This window comes from Shimia sp. (assembly GCF_022448905.1).
Lineage (GTDB): Bacteria > Pseudomonadota > Alphaproteobacteria > Rhodobacterales > Rhodobacteraceae > Shimia.
In genome coordinates this window covers 55,312-75,225 of the sequence record NZ_JAKVCW010000020.1, presented here as the reverse complement: position 1 = coordinate 75,225, position 19,914 = coordinate 55,312, and the positions used below count along the sequence as shown (strand labels likewise).

Sequence of the window (19,914 nt, the reverse complement as noted above, 5' to 3'; positions counted from 1 at the left end):
CACTCTCTTAGTTCACGCCGCTTTTGGTTCCAAAAACTTTGACGACGGACACTCAATCAATTTTCACGGCAAACTAAAATAGGAAACTGAGCCTCCACCAATGAAGTGGTCCGCCCCTTTAATTAGGAAAGTGGAGGACCTGAGAGGGCCAATAAGAGACCCAAGCCCGCAAAGATTGGCGTGAAGCCGCGCCAGCCAAGCATAGAGAACGGAAATAGATTGTTAGTGTGCAGGCCCCGGACTTCGAAAGTGACTTGATAGCCGCCATTCGTGATCTGCGCAGGAGGAGGTACTACAGAGCTCGGTGCCGTCATTTGATTGAGCGCAGCATGTCCAAGCAACTGATCGCGTTCCCCGATAAAGGCGGGCCTTGCTGGACTTTGTGCGGCGCTTCGTCTCGCGGCGGCGCGGTGCGGCAAAGCAGACATCAGCTGCCAGCGCGAAACGAAGCTCCGGTAGAGAGTCCTCCTCCTCGGTGTGGCCTTTCTTGTGCATCGCCTGGAAGGCGCGGAACTGGTCGAGCGTAGGAAGCGGCCCGCGCTGGACGTGACCTGAGCACCGAAACTTCAACCCACGTCACGAGCTCGCCACCCTTATACTTGACTCTTTTGGTGTGTTAATATTCCTTGCACCTCAGATCGCGACTCTGATCGCGACATACCCAAGGAGAGACCCATGAAAGTCAGCACACTGACACGGGGTCTTTGCTCCGCTGCCGCAGCAGTGACGTTTTCCGTCACCACCGCCACGATTGCTTTTGCAGAGACCATCACCGTCACCGACGTCGCAGGCCGCGTTGTCGAAGTTGAGAAAAACCCATCCAAAGTTGTGATCGGCGAAGGCCGTATGATCTATTCGATTGCGCTTCTGGATCAGGACAATCCGTTTGAGCGCGTCGTTGGCTGGAAAGACGACATGGTCAAATACGACCCGGACGCCTATCGCAAGTACCTCGCCAAATACCCTGAGATCGCCGATCTGAAGAGCTTCGGCAGCCCTTATTCGGACGAGTGGAATCTTGAAGCGGTTGTGGCGCTTGGCACTGAAGTGGTGTTCATGAACCTCGGCAACCTGCTCAAGGCGCAGGAAAGCGGCATCATTGAGAAACTCGATGAGGCGGGCGTGGCCACGGTCTTTGTCGACTTCCGCCAGAACCCCACCGAGAACACCGTGCCCAGCATTCAGCTGATGGGCCGTATCTTTGACAAACGCGATCAGGCGGATGAGTTTGGCGACTTCTACCAGCAGCAGATGAAACAGATCTACTCCCGCGTGGCGCAGATCCCGGCTGAAGACCGCCCGATTGTGTTCATCGAAAATGCCGCTGGCTATAACCCGAACAAGTGCTGCAACACCTACGGTGCTGCCAATCTGGGCCGTCTGGTTGACTTGGCCGGTGGCCGCAACTGGGGCTCCATGAAGTTCCCGGGCTTCAAAACCAGCGTCAGCCTTGAGGCGATCTTTGCCGATGATCCGGAAATCATCATTGGCACCGGCGCCAACTGGTCTGAGGCCAACCCGGCGACTACCGCTGTGCTGTTTGGCTACGAAGCAGAGCCAGCCGCAGTACAGGAACGCCTTGCAGGTCTCGCTTCCCGCGAAGGCTGGGGTGAACTGTCGGCTGTGAAAAACGGCCGCTTCCACTCGGTCTACCACCAGTTCTACAACAGCCCGTATCACTTCGTCGCCATGCAGGCCTTTGCCAAATGGATGCATCCGGAGCTGTTTGAGGACGTGGACCCAGAAGCATCCATGAAGGAACTGCACGATAAGTTCCTTCCGATCGACTACTCCGGCGTGTTCTGGGGCAGTCTGAAGGTTGGCGGCTAATCCCCCTCGCCAACTTCCCGGCTCTGCTTATGCGGGGCCGGACCCTCATTTTCCCTCCTCGGAGATCTTCCCCGTGACCCTCGAAGTTGATCCCGCGGCGATCCGGCATGATTATGTCGCCCGCGTGTCCCGCCGTTATGGCGTCATTGCCGCTGTCTTTGGCCTGCTTTGCCTGAGCTTCCTTCTGGACATCACCACCGGACCGGGTGGCTACAGCCTGTCCACCATCGCCGAAGTGTTGGTGGACCCGATGTCGCACGGCGCACGGTTGAAGGTCATTGTCTGGGACTACCGCCTGCCTGTGGCCGTCACCGCCGTTTTGGTTGGCGCACTTCTTGCCGTGGCTGGCGCGCAGATGCAGACTATCCTGAACAATCCGCTGGCCGAACCGTTCACTCTTGGTGTCTCCGCCGCTGCAAGCTTTGGTGCCTCGCTGGCCATTGTGCTTGGCTTCAGCGTCATCCCGGCCGTTGGTCCCTTGCTGGTCACCGTAAACGCCTTTGTCTTTGCGCTCTGTACCTGCGGTTTCATTCTGCTCGCCACCCGCCTCAAAGGTGTCGGATCAGAAACCATGATCCTCTTTGGCATCGCAATCTTCTTCACCTTCTCCGCCTTGCTGGCGCTGATGCAGTACATGGCGTCCGAGGACCAAATCGCCCGCATTGTCTTCTGGATGATGGGCTCCCTCAGCCGCGCCAGCTGGGAAAAGATCGGCCTCGGCACCATCCTCTTGTGCTTCGCCATCCCCTTCAGCCTTTACCGCACCTGGCCGATGACCGCCCTGCGCATGGGCGAAGCCACCGCGCAAAGTATGGGCGTGGACTTGGGCCGCCTGCGCGTGGAAATGCTGATCTGCATCTCTCTGCTTGCGGCCACTGCCGTGTCGTTTGTCGGCACCGTTGGCTTTGTTGGCCTCGTTGGGCCGCACATTGCCCGTATGCTGGTGGGCGAGGATCAACGTTACTTTGTGCCGCTCTCAGCGATGGTGGGCGCGCTGGTGCTGTCGCTCACCTCGCTGATCTCCAAAACCATCACGCCGGGCATCATCTACCCCATCGGCATCATCACCTCGCTGATCGGCGTGCCGATCTTCATCTCGATCATCCTCAGCTCACGACGGGAGCGCCTGCAATGACCCTGACCATCGCCAATCTGTCTGCAGGCTATGGCCGCACCACCGTGCTGCACGACGTGACCGTCACCGACATTCCCCCCGGGGCCTTTGTGGGCCTTATCGGCCCCAACGCCGCGGGCAAATCCACGCTGTTCAAAACCATCGCCGGGCTGATCACGCCCAGCCAAGGCACACTCACCATCGCGGGCGAAGACGTCACCCATCTGGGACGCAAAGACCGCGCCAAACGGGTGGCCTACATGCCGCAAGCCTATGGCTGCAACGCGTTGCTCTCGGTGTTTGAAAGTGTGCTGCTTGCGCTCAAGCAGACCACGGGCTGGCGTGTGAACGACGACAATCTCGACCGCGTGTCCGACACGCTACACGCTCTCGGCCTATCCCACCTTGCCAACCGTGGCGTCGCCGACCTCAGCGGCGGACAGGCGCAAATGGTGGCGGTGGCGCAAACCATCGTGCGCGCGCCAGATGTGATCCTGCTGGATGAACCCACCAGCGCGCTGGACCTGCACCACCAGCTCTCGATTCTGACCTCGATCCGCAACGAGATGGACCGCAAGAAACCGGTGGTCATGGCCGCCCTACACGATCTCAATTTGGCCGCCAAATTCTGCGACCGTCTCGTGCTTCTGCGAGAAGGCGCCATTCTGGCGGATGGCAAGCCCGAACACATCCTCGCCCTGCCTCAGATCGAAGAAACCTACCGCGTGCTCACAGACCTAGAGCGTACTCAGCGCAATGTGCTCTATGTGGATGCAAGGCTGGCGTGATTGGCGTAAGGCACGTAAGTGTGGCCTTGGTGCAAAAATCACTTTGAAACTCGGTTGCCAAACAATGCCAGCAAGCCGTCTGCCAAAGCCCCCCGCCAAATGGCGTAGTCGTGCCCGCCCTCGTAGGTTTGATAGGTGACATCGGGGTGTCCGAGCTGTTGCAAGGTGGATGCGAGGTGCTCGGACCCTTCGAGGATGCCAAACTCATCGGCGAACCTGCTGGTTTCGTAAGTGCCCGCCGACAGGAACGCTTTGATCGAGGTAGGGGATCGCTCTTTCGCCAGCTGTGAAGTGTATACCTCACCCTTCGTCTCATAGTCTTCCGGCGCATACCAGTAGGAACCGGACATCGAGACAAACGCGCCGATGTCTTCAGAATGATTGAGGGCGATGCAGGCCGAAGACAATCCACCCAAACTAGAGCCTGCGACCACGGTGCGATCCGGGGTAGGGGACAAGCCAAAATACTGCTGCGCGATTGGAAGAAGTTCAGAAGCGATGGCGTCTCCAAACTCAGCGTTGCAGGCCAACTCTTGCCAGCGGGTTTCCGGGTCCAGGCTGTCCACAAAGACTGTGGGAACCGCAGGTAAGCGGCCGTCGCGTTGCAAGTTGTGCAAAACTTGAGGCGTTTGAGCCCGGTTGATATAGCGCGCACCATCAAAGACGATCAGCAGGACGTTGTTTGGGTCTCTGGGCGTGAACTCTTGCGGCGTGTAGAACCAGACCCGACGTTGGTTGCCGAGAATGGCGCTTTCAAATCTTTGCTCGCGTAGGGGCAGGTTGGATTGCGTTTGCTCAAAGCTGGGTTGGACCGGGGCATTTGGCAAAGCCAGGTAGCTTTGCTGTTCAAAGCGATCCTGGGCTGTTGGGATAAAGGGGACCTTGTTCAGCGGGTCAGCTTGCAGCGTGGACAGAAGGGCAATGCGCTTTTCGCGCTGGGAGCCAGGTATCGAGGGAATATCGGGCGCGATTTGATAGCTCATGCGCAGGTCAGCGCGCACGCGAAAGGAGGCAAACCAGATGTCGCTCTCCGCCAGTTTTTGCATCCAAACATGATCGTCGGCGGGCGCCCCAATGAGCCGCGCGTTGTGAGTGGCGCCACGCCATAGGAAAGTGACCAATCGCATGTCGGGATCTTTTTGCGGGTCCGCCTCGATCAGAGGGGTGCCATCACGAAGACGCTGGTCCCAAAAGGCGGACAAGCTCGCATCGTTGATCCCCTTTGCCAAAAGCGCCTGCAAAGTGGGGCTTACCGGATCCTTTGCGACATTTGGCTCTGCGGGGGGGAGTTGCTCCTCTGGGGGCAAGTTGCGCAAGAGGGTCACGCGGGCTGTGCCGGTCCCTTCCGGCGACACAAGTTCAATGTCATAGGTGTCGGCCTCTGCCACAAAGCGAAAAACGCCGCGGGTCACGACGTCTTGCAGCACTCTGCGTTTGGTTCCATCGGTTGCGGTGAGAATGACATCGACTGGGGCGCCGGATGCCTCCACAACGCCTTCCACATAAGACCCAGTCACGGTGACCAACTGGGCTTTTGCGGTTTGGCTGCCGGTGGCAAAATCGAGGGCCAATTCCGGTGTGTCGTTTGATATCAACATTGTCTCTGCCGTTTGCGCATAGGCAATCGCCGCACTGTGCAAAGACAGCGCGGCGACGGCCAGATAGGTTGAGAGTTTACCAGTCATAGGTCAGTTGGAAGCGCACTTCGCGACCTTCGCCAAACCAGCAGTAGTCATCCCAACTGGAGACACAGGACGCCACATAGGTTTTGTCTGTGAGGTTGGTGACGGCGAGGTTGGCCTTAACGCATTTGAGGTTGGAACTCAGCAGGCCAAGGTCTGCGCTCAAGCCCAAATCAAACAGCGTATAGGACGGCACTACGATGTTCTCGGCATAATCCCCAAAGGACGAACCGGTGTAGCGCGCGCCGATGGCACCAGAGAGGCCTTCGATGAACTCATAGTTCAGCCAGAGGGACGCGTTGCTTTCGGGGATACGTTGCGCGGTGAAGCCGGCGTATTGGCCCTCGGTCATTTGCGCATCAACGAGGCCCAATCCTGCGATCACATCAAGCCGATCGGTCACGCGGCCGCGCGCTTCCAGCTCAAACCCTTTGGAGCGGCGTGTGCCGATGTTGGTCCGGTGTGGCCAGCCGTTGACTGGATCGTCTTCGACAATGTTGGTCTGCTCGATGTCAAAGTAGGCGGCGCTGACAAAGAGTTTGTCATCGGCTGAGGCCCATTTGGCACCAACCTCAAACTGTCGCGCATCGCTTGGGTCCAGCAAATTGCCATTCACGTCATAATCGGTGGACGGCTGGAACGAGGTCGAGAAGCTGGCGTAGGGCACAATCCCGTTGTCGAATTCATAGGACAAACCAATGCGACCGCTGAACGCTCCGGACTCGGTCGTGTCGCTGCCGCCGAAGCTGAGGTTTTCTGTGGTGGTTTTGGTCCGGTCATAGCGCCCGCCAAGGAGCAGGTTGAAGCGGCCAAATGCAATTTGGTCCTGTACGTACAGGCCTGTCTGCTTAAAGCGAACGTCTTGGATGTTGTCCGGGCGCAGGTACTGCGACGGATCATCCGCCGGGGTGATGAAGCTTGGATTGGACAGGTCAAATTGCAGAGGCGTGACCCAGTTGGTGCGGTTGTTGGAACGGTGCTTTTGCTGTTGATAATCCAAACCAACCAGAAGCGTGTGGTCGGTTTGACCAACAGAAAACTGAGACTCCAAGGAGTTGTCAAAGGTGAACTGTTTATAGTCATCTTTGATCCAGGCCACGCCAAGGTCGGCGATATCATCTGGCACACCAACGCTATCGATATTGTCCACCAAAACGTTGTTCTGGAACTGATCGATTTCTGTGTAGCGCAGGGAGGACCGGAAGGTCATCCCGTTGTCAAAGCTGTGCCGCAGACGGGTGCCGAAGGAGTATGTCTCGCGATTGAGTTGGTCATATTCCGGCGCAATGGAGACCAGATCACGGTCATAGTAGTGCCCGCCAACGGTTGGCTCCAGTGTGCCCTTCAAGGTGTAGAAATTCCGCTGACCAGCCTCGGGATCTTTTTGATAGATCACGTCGGCTTGCAGCTCGGTATCAGGCGTAATCTCCCAGCGGATAGAGGGTGCCAAGGAGAGGCGGCTTTGGCCAAACGCGTCCCCTTGCAGGTCTTTGTCCCAACCGGTCACAGCCAAACGGTACTTGAGTGTGCCGTCTTCGTTTAAATCTCCCCGCAGGTCTGCGGACAGCTGTTTGTAGTTGTCTGATCCCAAACCAAAAACCAGACGGTTGCCGGTGTTTTCATTGGGGGTTTTGAGGGACATGTTGACCACGCCGCCCGGGATCGCGCTGCCAAACACCACGGAGTTTGGCCCCTTCACGACCTCAACCCGGTCCAGCAGGAACGGATCGAGTTGCCCGAAGCCTGGGGTGCCGAATTGGGAGCCGTTCAGGTATTTGGGGGCGTAGGTAAAGCCGCGAATGAAGGTTTCGTCATAGATAGTGGACTCGCCACGGTAGTTGGTCACGACGTTTGGCGTATAGCTCAGCGCCTCTGCCACGGACTCCGCGCCCTGATCCAGCATTTGGTCTTCTGTTACAACATTGACCGTGACTGGGGTCTTCACCAGCGGCGTGCTGGTTTTAGTGGCGCTGGAGCTGTGGCCAGCGGCATAGCCTTCCACTTCGGGGCTTTCAAAAGCCTGAAGCACGGTGATTTCGTCAAGCGTATAGTCTTCTTCTGCAAACGCAGAAATTGGCATGAGCGCAGTGGTCGCCAGACAGCCGGCAAGGATGTGCCGGCTGCGAAGTGTGATGTCCTTCACGGTGTGTCCCCTTTAGATAACTGCACTTTGGGAACGCCCGGATGCAGTTAATGTTGAGTATTTTTATTGGGTTTTATAAAACGCGGGGAAAGGGGTCTATTGTGAACACCTTTGCGCAGGCGACAGTTTTGTTTGCGCAGCGACGTTTTGACAAAGACGCGACCTAACAAAGGACCATCTGAATGTCGGTTGATCTTTTTCCTGGTGAATTTCGTGTTGGTGTTCTGAATGAGACAATTTCTGGGGTCAGCGATGATGCGTCTGCGCCAGTACAGCCGAAGTTCCTTGTTCTGATCCTGCTCAAGGGACGCCAGAAGTTTTATGTGGACGGACAGCTTGTTGAATTGAACGCGGGTGAAGGGGATGCCGCCGAGCCTGTTGGCTATGCAGTTCTGTTCACGAAGGAATGTGACTTGCAATTTGCCGGATCGTGGGGCGATCCGTTTCAGAAGATTTCCATTGCCGGGCCGCCTGACTGGTTTGACCACATCGCGCGCGACATGACACGTGAAGAAGGGTTGCCGAACTTTCCAAAACAGCATTTGGAGCAGCGTATCTGGTCCCCGAGCAAAGAGACATTGCGCCTGGCACAACAGATCATTTTCTCGCCACCAGAGGACAGTGACCAGCAGTTGGGCCTTTTTCGGATGTCACGTGCTTTGGAAGTTTTGCGCCGCATTCCGGCTGAGATTACTGCGACAGAGGATCATACCGCCAAAACCTCTCTCCAAAACAACGAACTAAAACCGCTTGAGCGTATTCGGCTTCATATCCTGGAAAACCTCACGCAGGACATCTCGTTGGAATATTTGGAACAGACGTTTGGGCTCAACCGTCGATCTATACAGCGGCGATTTAAGCAGGCCTATGGGGTCAGTGTTTCGCAGTTTGTCCGCAAATCTCGCCTGAAACGGGCGAATGAGGCGTTGCAAAAGGAAGGACTGCCATTGGCGAAAGCGGCGCATTTGGCGGGCTATTCCTCACCTGCGAACTTTGCGACGGCATTTCGGCGCGAGTTCGGTGTGGCGCCAACAACGGTCCGGAACCGGGAGATTTGATGCTGCAGAAGTGCGGAGCTCTAAGGCGACTTCCTCATGTGGCTTAGGTGCTAGCGATGCCTTGGTAAGGAAGCCAGTAAGTCGTTCCAATGCCCCAGGTCGTTGTGGGGATCAGGGGCGAGCACAGCAATTGCCTTCCCGTCCGCCGCATAAAACTCCAGATGGGACACTGCGCCAAAACGGCTGACCCAGCAGGACGCCACTTTCGATAAATCGACGGCAAAGTGGCGGCGATCACAGTTCACCAGCAGGATTTTGTCGAGAAGTCGAATGTCACCGTCTTGGAAAATGACGCCTTGCAAGAACCCACATCCGGCAACCAGACTGCTAAAGGAAATCCGTCGCCCGATGAGGTAGGTCAGGAAGCTGACAATCACTTGTTCCTGAATTTGCCAAGCACGCCCATCGCCGACATGGGGCAGGGTGGCCAGGCGCGTTGAACCACCGTCTTTCAGAATGTCGTTGAAGTGCATGCCACTGTCGCTGCGCGCCCAGCGGTCTTTGGCCTGACGAACAGCCGCAAGAGACACAATGTTTGTGTGCTCGACCGTGGGAGCTGCGGTTAAGTCCGATTGAGCGTCTTGGTCCAGAGCGGGGAGCACCAGCGCATCATAGCCGCCGTTGGCTTCGATACGGAGAGATACGTGATCCTGCGGGTCTGTGACCAGCAATACGGTGTCTGGGCCGGCGCGACCTGCCGTACGGGCGAGCTGTACCTGAGTGGTTGGGTTCACCCTGAGAGTGACGCGGCTGCGCGAGATATGGAAGGGGCGGGTGATGTCCTGAAGCCGAGACAGGCCGCCCATGCTGGAGAGCAGGGCAGCCCCGTTGTTGGTGCTTATCAGCGCGTCAGACAGTTGCGCACCGATCAGGCCAACGGTGTCCAATCCACCTTCCACAAAGGTCACCTCCGCCTGTGCCTGTAAGGCGGCAAGGGTGCGAGGCTGCTCTCCGGTTTGGAAAAGCGCGGTGTCTCGGGCGGGGGCGCGTTGGGGCATGTGTTGCCTTGTTAGTAAACGTCCCGCACATAGCGCTTATCGCGCTTCAGGCGGTTGACGTATTCAATTGCCGCCTCAGACGACATACCGCCCTGGGTTTCGATGATCTGATGCAGTGCCTCGTCCACGTCGCGGGCCATACGGGTAGCATCGCCACAGACGTAGAAATAGCCACCTTCTTCGAGTTGCGCGAAGAGGTCTTTGCCGTTTTCGACCATGCGGTGCTGCACGTAGACTTTCTCCGCCTGATCGCGGGAGAAGGCGAGGTCCAGACGGGTCAGCAGGCCGGAAGACGAGAAGGCGCTGATTTCATCTTCGTAGATGAAGTCGCTGGCGCGGTGTTGATCGCCAAAGAACAGCCAGTTGGCGCCTGATGCGCCGCGTTCGCGGCGCTCTTCGAGGAAGGCGCGGAACGGCGCGACGCCGGTGCCTGGGCCAACCATGATCATCGGCACGCTGTCGTCTTCGGGCACGCGGAAGGACTTGTTTGGCGACATGAAGATACCGGCCTGCGCGCCCTCCGGGACGTGATCGGCGAGGAATGTAGAGCACACGCCGCGGTGCGGTCGGTTCTCATACATCCAACGCACAGCCGCAACGGTCAGATGCACTTCGCCGGGGTGCGCCTTCGGGCTGGAAGAGATCGAATAGGCGCGATGCTGCAGGGGCTTCAGCCAGGTGATCACCTGCGTCGGGTCCAGCGCCAGATCGGGGTTGAGGTTCAACAGATCCAGAGCGTCTTTGCCCCAGAGGTAGTGTTCCAGCGCTTCTTTATCACCATTGCCCACGACATGGCTCAACTCGTCATTTTTGGCGAGGGGTTCAATCGCGCGGATCAGGTCGCGGGATGGGGTCATGATCTCCAGGCCTGTGGTCAGTAAATCGCCCAGCGGCTGGCCAGAGATGTCGGTTTCTGCACCGGCGCCCAGGCGGTCCAGCCACGCCTGCACCAGATCCGGCGCGTTCAAGGGCATAACGCCAAGCGCGTCACCGGCCTCATAAGTCATGCCGCTGTCGCCAAGATCGAAGGCGATGTGGCGGATTTCCTTGGCGGATTTCGCGCCGGACACAACGTGGTTGTCCAACATGGTTGAAAGATACGGGTTCTTGCGTCCCCAGCCGGATTTCTCCTTCTTGGGGGCAGCCTCAGCGGTGGGCGCGGCCGCAGAAACGCTGCCTGCGTCCGGGATGGTGGCGGCGATCCATGCCTCGGCGGCGTCCTCAAAATCAACGTCGCAGTCCACACGGGCGCCAAGGCGTTTGGCACCAAGTTGCTCAAGACGGGTGTCGACCAACTTACCGGCCTGACAGAACTCGTCATAGGAGGTGTCGCCAAGTGCCAGTACGCCGTAGTTTAGGTTTTCCAGACGCGGCGCAGTGGAGGCGCTCAGAGCGTCCCAGAAGATATGCGCGTTGTCTGGCATTTCGCCTTCGCCGTAGGTCGACACCACGATGATCAGGTTTTGCATGGTGGCAAGCTGCTCCATGCTGACGTCGTCCATTTCGGCCACACGTGGGGTGAAGCCTTTGGTTTTGGCCAGAGCGGCCGCGTCTTCCGCCACGCTTTCGGCATTGCCAGTTTGCGTGCCAAACAGGATGTCGAGGTATTTCACATCCGCCGCTTCTGCGGCTGGCGCAGCGGCGCCGCCGCCGGCGACGAGGCGAGAATGCAGGCCGGCGAGGAAACCGCCTAGCCAAGTCTTTTGCTCGCCGGAAAACGGCGCATCCTCAGGGATATAGGGCACTTTTGTGGTCATATCGTTCATTGGGATTACTCCGCTGCGGTGCGGGCGATCACATCTGGGATCGCGTTTTCTGCAAAGAGCGCGTCAAAGCTGGGTACTTCGCCCAGAGCCGCGCGGTTTTTGGCGCTTTGGTGCAGGATCCAGGCATAGGTGCCCGGGCTGTCCATGCTGAGAATGTTGCGTAGGCTGAGCGCGCGCTTGAAGTCACTCAAGCGCTTGTTGGCCACAAGGGCGGCCAAGCCTGCGTCGTCATAGCCTTCGACAGAGGCTTTGGCGTGTTTTGCCAAGGCTGCCATGAGGCCGAAGTCTTCGGTCAGGATCAGGTTGCGGGCGGCCTTGTCGCGGGCGATGCGGTCGGCCCCCTTCACACGCTTGTCGGCAATCGCCTGTGCCTGTTCCAACACTACGTAGCTGCCCAGCAGGCGGAACATCTCATCGGTGTCCATTTCGCCATAAGACGGCACCGCGCCGCGATGGACTGGGCGCCCTTGCTTCCACGCTTTCTTGAGCTCGGCAATCTGATGCGCCGCGAGCGCGGTGGAGAGTTCCTCGATCAGCTCTTTGCGGCTGCGGGCGGCCAGTATGGCGTCGGAGTCCTGATATTGCAACAGGGCTTTGGGCATAACCCAAGCCATGTGCGCACGGGTGTTGTCCCAGTCGCCCAGCAGATCACGGCCTTTGGCAGAGCCGGTTGCCTCTACGTGCCAAGTCAGCATTTGACGCACGGCCTGTTCATGAATGGTGGCATGATCGGAGCCGTCGACCAGTGTGCCTGCCAGCACAGAATCCTGGCTCATCATGTCCTGCAGACGCCCTTCGGGGTCGTACTGATAGGCAAAGCCGCCGGACATGCCGTTGCCAAAGCCTTTGGCAAAGCCACCGATGTTGAGGATCGCGCCGTTGGTCATGTATTCGGCACAGAAATCGCCCACGCCTTCGACCACCGCTGTGGCACCGGAGTTGCGCACGGCAAAGCGGTCGCCCGCTTGGCCTTCGACAAAGGTCCGCCCGCCGGTGGCGCCGAACAAGGCGAAGTTGCCGATCAGCACGTTTTCACGGCCTTTGGCCCCGCCCGGGCTGCGCACTACGATTTCGCCACCAGATGCCCCTTTGCCGACACCGTCGTTACAGGTGCCGGTATGTTCCATCACCATGCCGTCGTTACAGAAGGCACCAAAGCTCTGGCCCGCGGAGCCGTTGGTGATCACACGCACCGAGCGCGGGTCAAGGTAGCGGCGGCCTCGGCTGTCTTCGAATGCAGCCGCTGGCAGATCGGCCAACTCGTGGTTCAGAAGGCGTTCGATATCGACGCCAAGCTGGCCACCAACGGTTTTGTTGCGGTTGTTAAGCGGCGCATTGGGGCGCAGCTCGATTTTGCGTTCGCCGCCCTCGATCAAGCGGGATTTCACCTGCTCCAGAAGCGCGTCATCCACGGCAAAGTCTTTTTCCAGATAGATCGGATCGTCGACTTTTATCTCTGCCACATTGGTCAGCATCGCCCGCAGGTCGAGCTTCCCAACGGAGGCCGGGTGATCCAGAAGGTGCAGCAGATCGGAACGACCGCGCGCTTCTTGCAAGGATTTCAGACCCAGTGACGAAAGGATTTCGCGCACTTCATGTGCGATGTTCAGCAGATACTGCGCCAACGCGCGTGGATCGCCGTCAAATACTTCGGGGTTGGTGGTCAAACCGGCCGGGCATTTCACGTTGCAGTTCTTCGCCATCACGCATTTCAGCATCATCAGCGCGGTGGTGCCAAATTCAAAGCTGTCGCCGCCCAGCAGCGCGCCTTTGACCACATCTGAGCCGGTCTGCATCGCACCAGAACAGCGCAGCAGCACTTTCTGGCGGATGCCGTTGGCGCACAGCGCCTGATGCACTTCGGCAATGCCAATTTCCGCCGCGCGACCAGTGTATTTGAGCGAGGTCACCGCCGCCGCGCCGGTGCCGCCGGTGTTGCCTGCGATGTTGATCACATCAGCACCGGCTTTGGCGACGCCGACAGCAATCGTCCCGATGCCCTCAGAGGACACCAGTTTCACAATCACCCGCACCCGCGCCGCCTTGGCGTCGTGGATGAGCTGCCCAAGGTCTTCGATGGAATAGGTGTCATGGTGCGGAGGCGGCGAGATCAGCTCTACGCCAGGTGTGCCCCCACGGGCGGCCGCGATCTCTACGGTCACCTTGGGCGCGGGCAGCTGCCCCCCTTCGCCGGGTTTTGCACCCTGACCGATTTTGATCTCGATTTCTTCCAGGTTCGGGTCGGCCAAATAGCCTGCCCAGACGCCAAATCGACCGGAGGCAAACTGTTTGATCCGGCTGGCGCGAATCGTGCCGTATCGGGTGATGTGCTCGCCGCCTTCACCGGAGTTGGACATGCCGCCCGCCATATTGGTGCCATGCGCCACAGCCTCGTGGGCTGAGGCCACCAGCGCGCCGTGTGACATTGCACCAGAGGCCAGACGACCAGTGATCTCGCTGGCCGGTTGCACGTCTCCAAGTGGCAGGCGGTCGGGCGCTTGGCGCAGGCGGGATATGTAATCCAGCGCCATGCCTTTGACGGTGACTTTCAACGCGCCTTTGGTGATGTAGTGGCCTTCGACGTCTTTGCCAAAACGATCCACCAGCGTTTCGGCCAGCACATCAAGCCGGCCGATGTCACTGGACTTTGGCCCGGATAGGCGCAGGAGGTATTCGCCTGTACTCAGTTCCTCAACGGCAAGTCCGCGAATGACAAAGTCATTGTTGCCAGCCCGATTGAAGAGCATCATCTCGCGCTTCATGTCGGCAACGGTGTCCAGGAAGGTGATGTCCGCTGGGAAGGCCAGCACATCGCGCAGCGCAGCTGGGCGGCGGTGGCGCTCTTCGGCCATCATAGCGCTGAAGGCGCGGTAGCCGGGGGTGATCTCGAATGTGTTGATCTGCTCGTCAGAGAGCTTCTCAAACGAAGTGTTTACATAGCCTTTGTCATCGACGCCAAAGGCATCATCCATTTGGCGCAGGGTCAGCAGGCGGAATGGATCGGTCTCGCCATCCAGCGCACCGCCGTCGTTGCTTTGGTCAAAGGTGATCTTCTCTTCTGTCAGATCGACAAAGCCACGCACAGCGGTGGTGCCGTAAGAGTGGCCTGCACCTTCGGCACGTTCTTTGAAGAGGCCGAGGATCGGAATGTCCTTGTCGCTTTCCACCGAAAGCGCCCGCTCGTGCCAATCGGCCACGGATTTCGCGACAACGTCAAAGCGCACGCCACCGACAGGGGTTTTCATGTTTGGCAGGTATTTGGCAAAGACCGGATCGTTGGTGTCCAGGAAGTTAGGTTCAAAGAACTCGCCCCCCGAGTAGCTTTCCACGGTGCAAAGCCCAACTTTGCCCATGGTTTTCATCAACGCCTTTTCCGCGGCCTTTTTAAACTTGCCGTAGGCGGCTGGCGCGTCCTCGCCAAAAAGCTCTTCGGCGCGCATGCGCACGGCCATGGGATAAACCGCGGAGGCACCAAAGCCCAAGGCACAGCAGATGTGGTGGGACGAACAAATTTGGCCGCTCTCCACCACCAAGCTGACCTTGAACCGCATGCCTTCTTCGATCAGACGTTGGTTGATTGCGGAGATCGCCAAAGTCATTGGCATGGGCGCAAGTGCGCGGCTGAGGTGGCGATCGGATAGGATTGCGATGCCACCTTTTTTGCGGGCGAAGGCCACGATCTCGTCCGCCACGGCGTCAATTGCATTGGTCAATGAGGCTTCGTTGGCAGCGCCATCGTCGAACTCTGGTGCATAAAGCATGTCAAACTTGGCCCAAGGCGTGTCCGTTTGAGCTTTGATCTTCAGCACATCGGTCATCAAGAGCACTGGGCTGTTGACCACAATCTGACGCGAGCGGCTTTGGCCGAGGTGCGGCTTTTCGCCGAGCGCCACGCGCAGGGTCATGCCATCCGCTTCGCGGATCGAATCCAGCGGTGGGTTGGTCACTTGGGCAAAACGCTGGCTGAAGTATTTGGCCACGCCGCCTTCGTTTTCTGAAAGCGCATTGATGGCGTTGCCGTAACCCATGGCCGAAACCTTTTCGACGCCGGTTTGCAACATAGGGTCCATCAGGAACTTGAAGCTTTCCTGGTTGAGCGTGTAGCCGACATATCGCGCGGGCCAGGCGAGATCACCATTGTAGCTCGCCGCCGCATCGGCTGGCAGGCGGTCCGCGACGGGCAGATCATCGATATTGACCTGTGCTTCAGTCAAAAGCGCCGCATAGTCTTTGGCCTGCGCCAGCATCTCCAGCGCTTCGTCGGTTTCGTAGATCCGGCCTTCGGCGTGGTTCAGGTAGATCATGCCGCCCGCTTCAACACGGCCGCGGCGCAGCACGTCTTCGGGTGGGAAGTCGATCTGTCCGGCTTCGGACATCACTGCGAGGTATTCGCCGGTTTCCACAGACCGCATCGGACGCAGGCCCAGACGGTCCAGACGAGCACCAATGATGTTGCCGTCGCCAAATACGAGCGCGGCAGGGCCGTCGTTTTTTTCTTCCGAGAGCGAGAAGTACTCCAGCATGGCCCGCACTTGTGGGCTGACGCGGGCATCGTTTTCCCATGCCGGAGGCATCATCGCGACCACGGCCGTCACCAAATCCAGACCTTCGTCATAGACGCGGGCGTTCAATGTCTGGTCCAAACGACAGCTGTCAGACTGGCCCTTGGGGCGCACAATTGCCTTGTTGCGGGCCAGCGCAATGGCGGCCTCGCTGAGGCGGTTTTTCTTGTCTGTGTTCAGCTCACCGTTGTGGGCCATCAGACGGAACGGCTGCGCCATCGATGGATGCGGATCGGTGTTGGTGGAGAAACGCGTGTGGAAATACAGCGTGTGCACCGCATGGTCCGGATCGGAGAGGTCGGAGAAATACGGGATGATTTCCCAAGAGTTCAGGCGGCCTTTAAAAACCTGCATGCGTGAGGACAGGGAGAGAGGATATAACCCTTCAAGCGCCGGATCGGTGTAGGCTTCTGCCTCAATTGCCAACAAAGCGGTGTGAATGCGGCGATCAAAACTGGTTTGGTCCACGCCATCTGGCGCCACAAAAACCCATTGCGCAATCGGCAACTGCCACTTCACGGCCCGCTCGCCAATGGCGTCATTGTTGACCGGCATATTGCGGATCAGCTTGGTTTGGAAGCCGGCCTCATCCAGTGCGGTTTCAATCAATTGCGCGGCGCGGTCGTGCTGAGACTCATCTGCTGGCAAGAAAAAGTTGCCCACGCCAAACTGGCCAGGCGAGAGGGAAATACCGGTGAGTTTCTCAAAGAAGGACACAGACAGGTCCACGGACACACCAGCGCCGTCGCCGACACCTTCGGAGGACATGCCACCACGGTGCGGTACAGCGCACAACGCTTCATGGCCCCGTTTGAGCACGTCATGGGTTTGACGCCCATCTTTACGTGTCAAAAAACCAACCCCGCAGGAACTTTGTTCGAGGTCAGGGTTATAGAGGCCAAAAGGGGATGGCTTGGTAGTCATTCCGAGCTCCAAAGACAAAAGGGACGGGACCGCAGGCTGCGCGCTGCGGGAATAGTCTGTCTCTGGCAATTGGCTGGAGGTCTACTTAGGGGTGCTTTATCGGACAAATCCGTGAAATTCAAGGCAGGGGGCGGAAGCCCCGTAGTCACATCACCCTGACATTACCATCAGGCATGGAGGGCAAGGAGTGCGCGTGCTGTCGAGGGCACGAACAGATATTTAGATTTGGGGAAGAATTGAGGATTTTTAGCGTTTCCTTGTCATTCCTGCATTGGCACACGAGAATCATGTTGGTCAGTTGGCATACCGGGATGTCCGCGTGATTTCGGGCCAGGTGTGGTGGAGTGTTTGAAATTGACTGAAAATATCAGGTATTGACCCTGATTGTTTTGGTCGGGTAACTACTCACATCTAAAACGGACCTTCTAAATGATCATCTGCAGCTGCCAAACCATCTCTGATCGCGACATTCACCAGGCTATCGACTGGATGCGTGCGGCGGACGAGACGGCGATCATAACGCCGGGCAAGATCTATCATGCTCTTGGCAAGGCGCCGGATTGCGGCGGCTGTATGAAGCTCTTTGTGTCTTCGATGCGGTCAAACGCCAATCTTGAAGTGCCGCCAGAACTGCGTGGTTTGCGTGTGTCCGCCAACCAGAAGCTGGCCGCCGTTTAGACGCAGGCAGCGCGGTTATTCCACTCTTTCAAATACTTTAGGAAACCTGTTTTGTTTTGCCGGCTCAGCGGCGCGACCTAAGCTCTCAGCAGGGCATTTGGCCCTCCTTCAATAAGAGCCAAAAGGGAGTGTAGCTATGAAAGGCGACAAGAAGGTAATTGAGTATTTGAATGTTGCGCTAAAACATGAACTGACAGCGGTCAGCCAGTTTTGGCTGCATTATCGTCTTCAAAATGATTGGGGCGTCACAAAGCTTGCCAAAAAGATGCGTGAAGAGAGCATCGAAGAGATGGAGCATGCGGACAAGCTTATTGATCGGATTATCTTCTTAGAAGGTATGCCAAATCTGCAAAGCTTGAATCCGCTTCGTATCGGCGAAGATGTTCGCGAAACATTGACGTGTGACCTCGAAGTAGAGATGGAAGCTGTGGCTCTGTACGCCGAAGCGCGCAAGTACTGCGCGGATGTGGGCGACTTTGCCTCGATGCATCTCTTTGAGGAGCTGATCTTGGACGAGCAGGGCCATGTGGATTTCCTTGAGACACAAATCGGGCTGCTCGATGACATTGGTGCGGCCAACTACAATCAGTTGAACGCTGACTCAGCTGACGACGTAGACGGGTAACAAAATCGTGTTTGAAGCGCGGTTCTAACTGTGGCCTTTCAGTGTTTGAGCCGCGCTTGGCCATTCGAAAATTGGATAATTGGGCGACACCCCCCTTTAGCACGTCGTTTAACGCCTGCAGTGAGGTGTCGCCGGTTGGCGCGTGCGCTCGTTGTGGAAAAGTCGGCCCAGCACAATTCCGTGTACGCATCCATTTTGACGCGGTCCAACGGCTTGACTCAATTCTAAATTTACCCGATTAGTTCGCTCAGGATTTTACCCGACTTACTTTGTCGGGTTTTTTTGGAGGGAACGCGAATGTTCAAAACCACTTTGAAACTGACCACTGCACTGGCTTTCTGCGCCGTTGCAGGTGCTGCAACTGCGGAAACCTATGGTCCGTATCCGATCACAGTTAAGGGCTATGAAGGCGACAAGACCAACTCTGTTTCCTATTCTGGTCAGATTGCACGCCACGCGCTGCACGACAGCCTGAAAAAAGCTGCTGGCAAGGGCGACGGCGGTGCCAATGCAGCCGAAGTTGAAGCGATGCTGCTTGCTTTCTTTAACGGTTCTGACGCGGATCTGGACATTCTGGCGCCAGCCTCCAAGGACGGTTACCCTGTGAAACAGGCGACCGTAAACGCGATCTCCAAAGGCAAGAACATCTCCGGCAAATTCTATGACGGCGCAATGCCTGCATGGCCTGGCGATGTGACCGGCAAAGAAGCTGTTCTGCATATGATCAAGCACGCTGCTCAATCCAACGGTGGCTTTGACGCGGAAAACGGCATGGACTGGGGTCAGCTGATCTCCAAGTACACCATGGGCGCCATGATGTATAATCAGGCTGTTGACAACTATCTCGACGAGAAGCTGGAAGCAGACAACAAGCCAAACAACAAGCCATACAAAGATGGCGCGTATTACACAGGCAAAGAGCACTCCTGGGATGAGGCCTTTGGTTACTGGGGTGGCCCTGCGCACACTCTGAGCCTGAGCCCAGAGCAAGCTTACAGCATTGCCAAGCAAAAAGACCTCGCCGCGGCGGATGCCGATGGCGACGGCATGGTTGACCTGAAATCCGAGCACGTGTTTGGCCCGGCCTACTACGCAGCCGGTGCGGACAAAGGTGGCACAAAATCCACCAACTACATGCACACCATCATGCAGGCCTTCATCGACGGCCGTAAGCTGATCACCTCTGCAAACGGCGAAGCGCTGACCGATGCGCAGCGTGCGGAACTGAAAGGCTACGCTGCAACCATCGAGTCCGAGTGGGAAAAAGTGCTGGCGGAAGCGACCTTCAAATATGCCGGTTCTGTCTACAATGACATCTCCAAAATGGGCAGCCTGGAAGGCGAAGAGCTGGCAAAAGCGTACCGCAACTACGCCAAGCACTGGGGTGAGCTGAAAGGCTTCGCAATGGCGCTGCAGACCGGTAAAAACAACCTCGGCAAAACTGCCGTGGAGCTGAACCGTCTGATCGGCTACGGCCCGGTTACTCTGGACAACACCTACGTCACTGGTGTGGACGCGGACGGCAACTTCCTGCGTGACCGTCGCATGACCTGGTCTGACTATCAGCTGAACATGCTGAACGTTCAGCAAGTGCTTGTTGACACCTTCGGCATCGAGTCCCGCGCCAACGACGCGCTGGCCGATCTGGAAGGTCTGGCAGGCAAGCTGAACTCCGAAGCATCTGCTGAAACCGACTAAGGTACAGGCGGGCGGCGTTGACAAAAGCGCCGCCCCCATTCTCTTTGC

At 57.7% G+C, this 19,914-nt stretch carries 12 protein-coding genes; 7 read left to right on the top strand and 5 right to left on the bottom strand.

Features of this window, described 5'->3' with window-relative positions; all coding sequences use genetic code 11:
* The first annotated feature begins 675 nt into the window (after positions 1-675).
* The 3 genes from MK208_RS19170 (at position 676) to MK208_RS19160 (ending at position 3,732) form a co-directional block, all read left to right on the top strand.
* Entirely contained in the window at positions 676-1,830 is a 1,155-nt protein-coding gene (locus MK208_RS19170) for an ABC transporter substrate-binding protein (protein ID WP_294119209.1), read from the top strand.
* A 73-nt stretch (positions 1,831-1,903) separates the two neighbouring features.
* Positions 1,904-2,965, top strand: coding sequence for an iron ABC transporter permease (locus MK208_RS19165; protein ID WP_294119207.1), 1,062 nt, complete (start codon positions 1,904-1,906; stop codon positions 2,963-2,965).
* Positions 2,962-3,732 carry an ABC transporter ATP-binding protein gene (locus tag MK208_RS19160; protein ID WP_294119206.1) on the top strand — a complete coding sequence of 257 codons (771 nt, stop codon included), beginning with the start codon at positions 2,962-2,964 and terminating at the stop codon, positions 3,730-3,732. The genes MK208_RS19165 and MK208_RS19160 overlap by 4 nt, the downstream gene beginning before the upstream one ends.
* A gap of 38 nt (positions 3,733-3,770) precedes the next feature.
* Here the strand turns inward: MK208_RS19160 and fes are convergent, their stop codons facing one another.
* Both fes and MK208_RS19150 read right to left on the bottom strand, forming a co-directional pair.
* On the bottom strand, positions 3,771-5,417 hold the full coding sequence (gene fes / locus MK208_RS19155) for an enterochelin esterase (RefSeq protein ID WP_294119205.1): 1,647 nt from the start codon (positions 5,415-5,417) through the stop codon (positions 3,771-3,773).
* The gene (locus MK208_RS19150; protein WP_294119204.1) at positions 5,407-7,557 is read right to left on the bottom strand and encodes a TonB-dependent siderophore receptor; all 2,151 of its coding nucleotides are present in this window, start codon (positions 7,555-7,557) and stop codon (positions 5,407-5,409) included. The genes fes and MK208_RS19150 overlap by 11 nt, the downstream gene beginning before the upstream one ends.
* Positions 7,558-7,739: 182 nt before the next feature.
* On the opposite strand from MK208_RS19150, the gene MK208_RS19145 reads away from it, so the two are divergent.
* Positions 7,740-8,615: an AraC family transcriptional regulator gene (locus MK208_RS19145; RefSeq protein ID WP_294119203.1), complete on the top strand. Its 876-nt coding sequence runs from the start codon at positions 7,740-7,742 to the stop codon at positions 8,613-8,615.
* 50 nt (positions 8,616-8,665) lie between these two features.
* Here the strand turns inward: MK208_RS19145 and MK208_RS19140 are convergent, their stop codons facing one another.
* The 3 genes from MK208_RS19140 to MK208_RS19130 are packed head-to-tail and all read right to left on the bottom strand — an operon-like array spanning position 8,666 to position 16,865.
* Positions 8,666-9,613, bottom strand: a complete 948-nt coding sequence (locus MK208_RS19140; RefSeq protein WP_294119202.1) for a hypothetical protein — start codon at positions 9,611-9,613, stop codon at positions 8,666-8,668.
* An 11-nt stretch (positions 9,614-9,624) separates the two neighbouring features.
* Positions 9,625-11,379 carry a sulfite reductase flavoprotein subunit alpha gene (locus MK208_RS19135; protein WP_294119201.1) on the bottom strand — a complete coding sequence of 585 codons (1,755 nt, stop codon included), beginning with the start codon at positions 11,377-11,379 and terminating at the stop codon, positions 9,625-9,627.
* A 5-nt stretch (positions 11,380-11,384) separates the two neighbouring features.
* Positions 11,385-16,865, bottom strand: coding sequence for a glutamate synthase-related protein (locus tag MK208_RS19130; RefSeq protein WP_294119199.1), 5,481 nt, complete (start codon positions 16,863-16,865; stop codon positions 11,385-11,387).
* A 429-nt stretch (positions 16,866-17,294) separates the two neighbouring features.
* Between MK208_RS19130 and MK208_RS19125 the strand changes: the two genes are divergently transcribed.
* The 3 genes from MK208_RS19125 (at position 17,295) to MK208_RS19115 (ending at position 19,866) form a co-directional block, all read left to right on the top strand.
* Positions 17,295-17,543: a (2Fe-2S)-binding protein gene (locus MK208_RS19125; RefSeq protein WP_294119198.1), complete on the top strand. Its 249-nt coding sequence runs from the start codon at positions 17,295-17,297 to the stop codon at positions 17,541-17,543.
* 136 nt (positions 17,544-17,679) lie between these two features.
* Entirely contained in the window at positions 17,680-18,168 is a 489-nt protein-coding gene (gene bfr / locus MK208_RS19120) for a bacterioferritin (protein ID WP_294119196.1), read from the top strand.
* Positions 18,169-18,465: 297 nt separating this feature from the next.
* Positions 18,466-19,866 carry a DUF4856 domain-containing protein gene (locus tag MK208_RS19115; RefSeq protein WP_294119194.1) on the top strand — a complete coding sequence of 467 codons (1,401 nt, stop codon included), beginning with the start codon at positions 18,466-18,468 and terminating at the stop codon, positions 19,864-19,866.
* Positions 19,867-19,914: the final 48 nt, after the last annotated feature.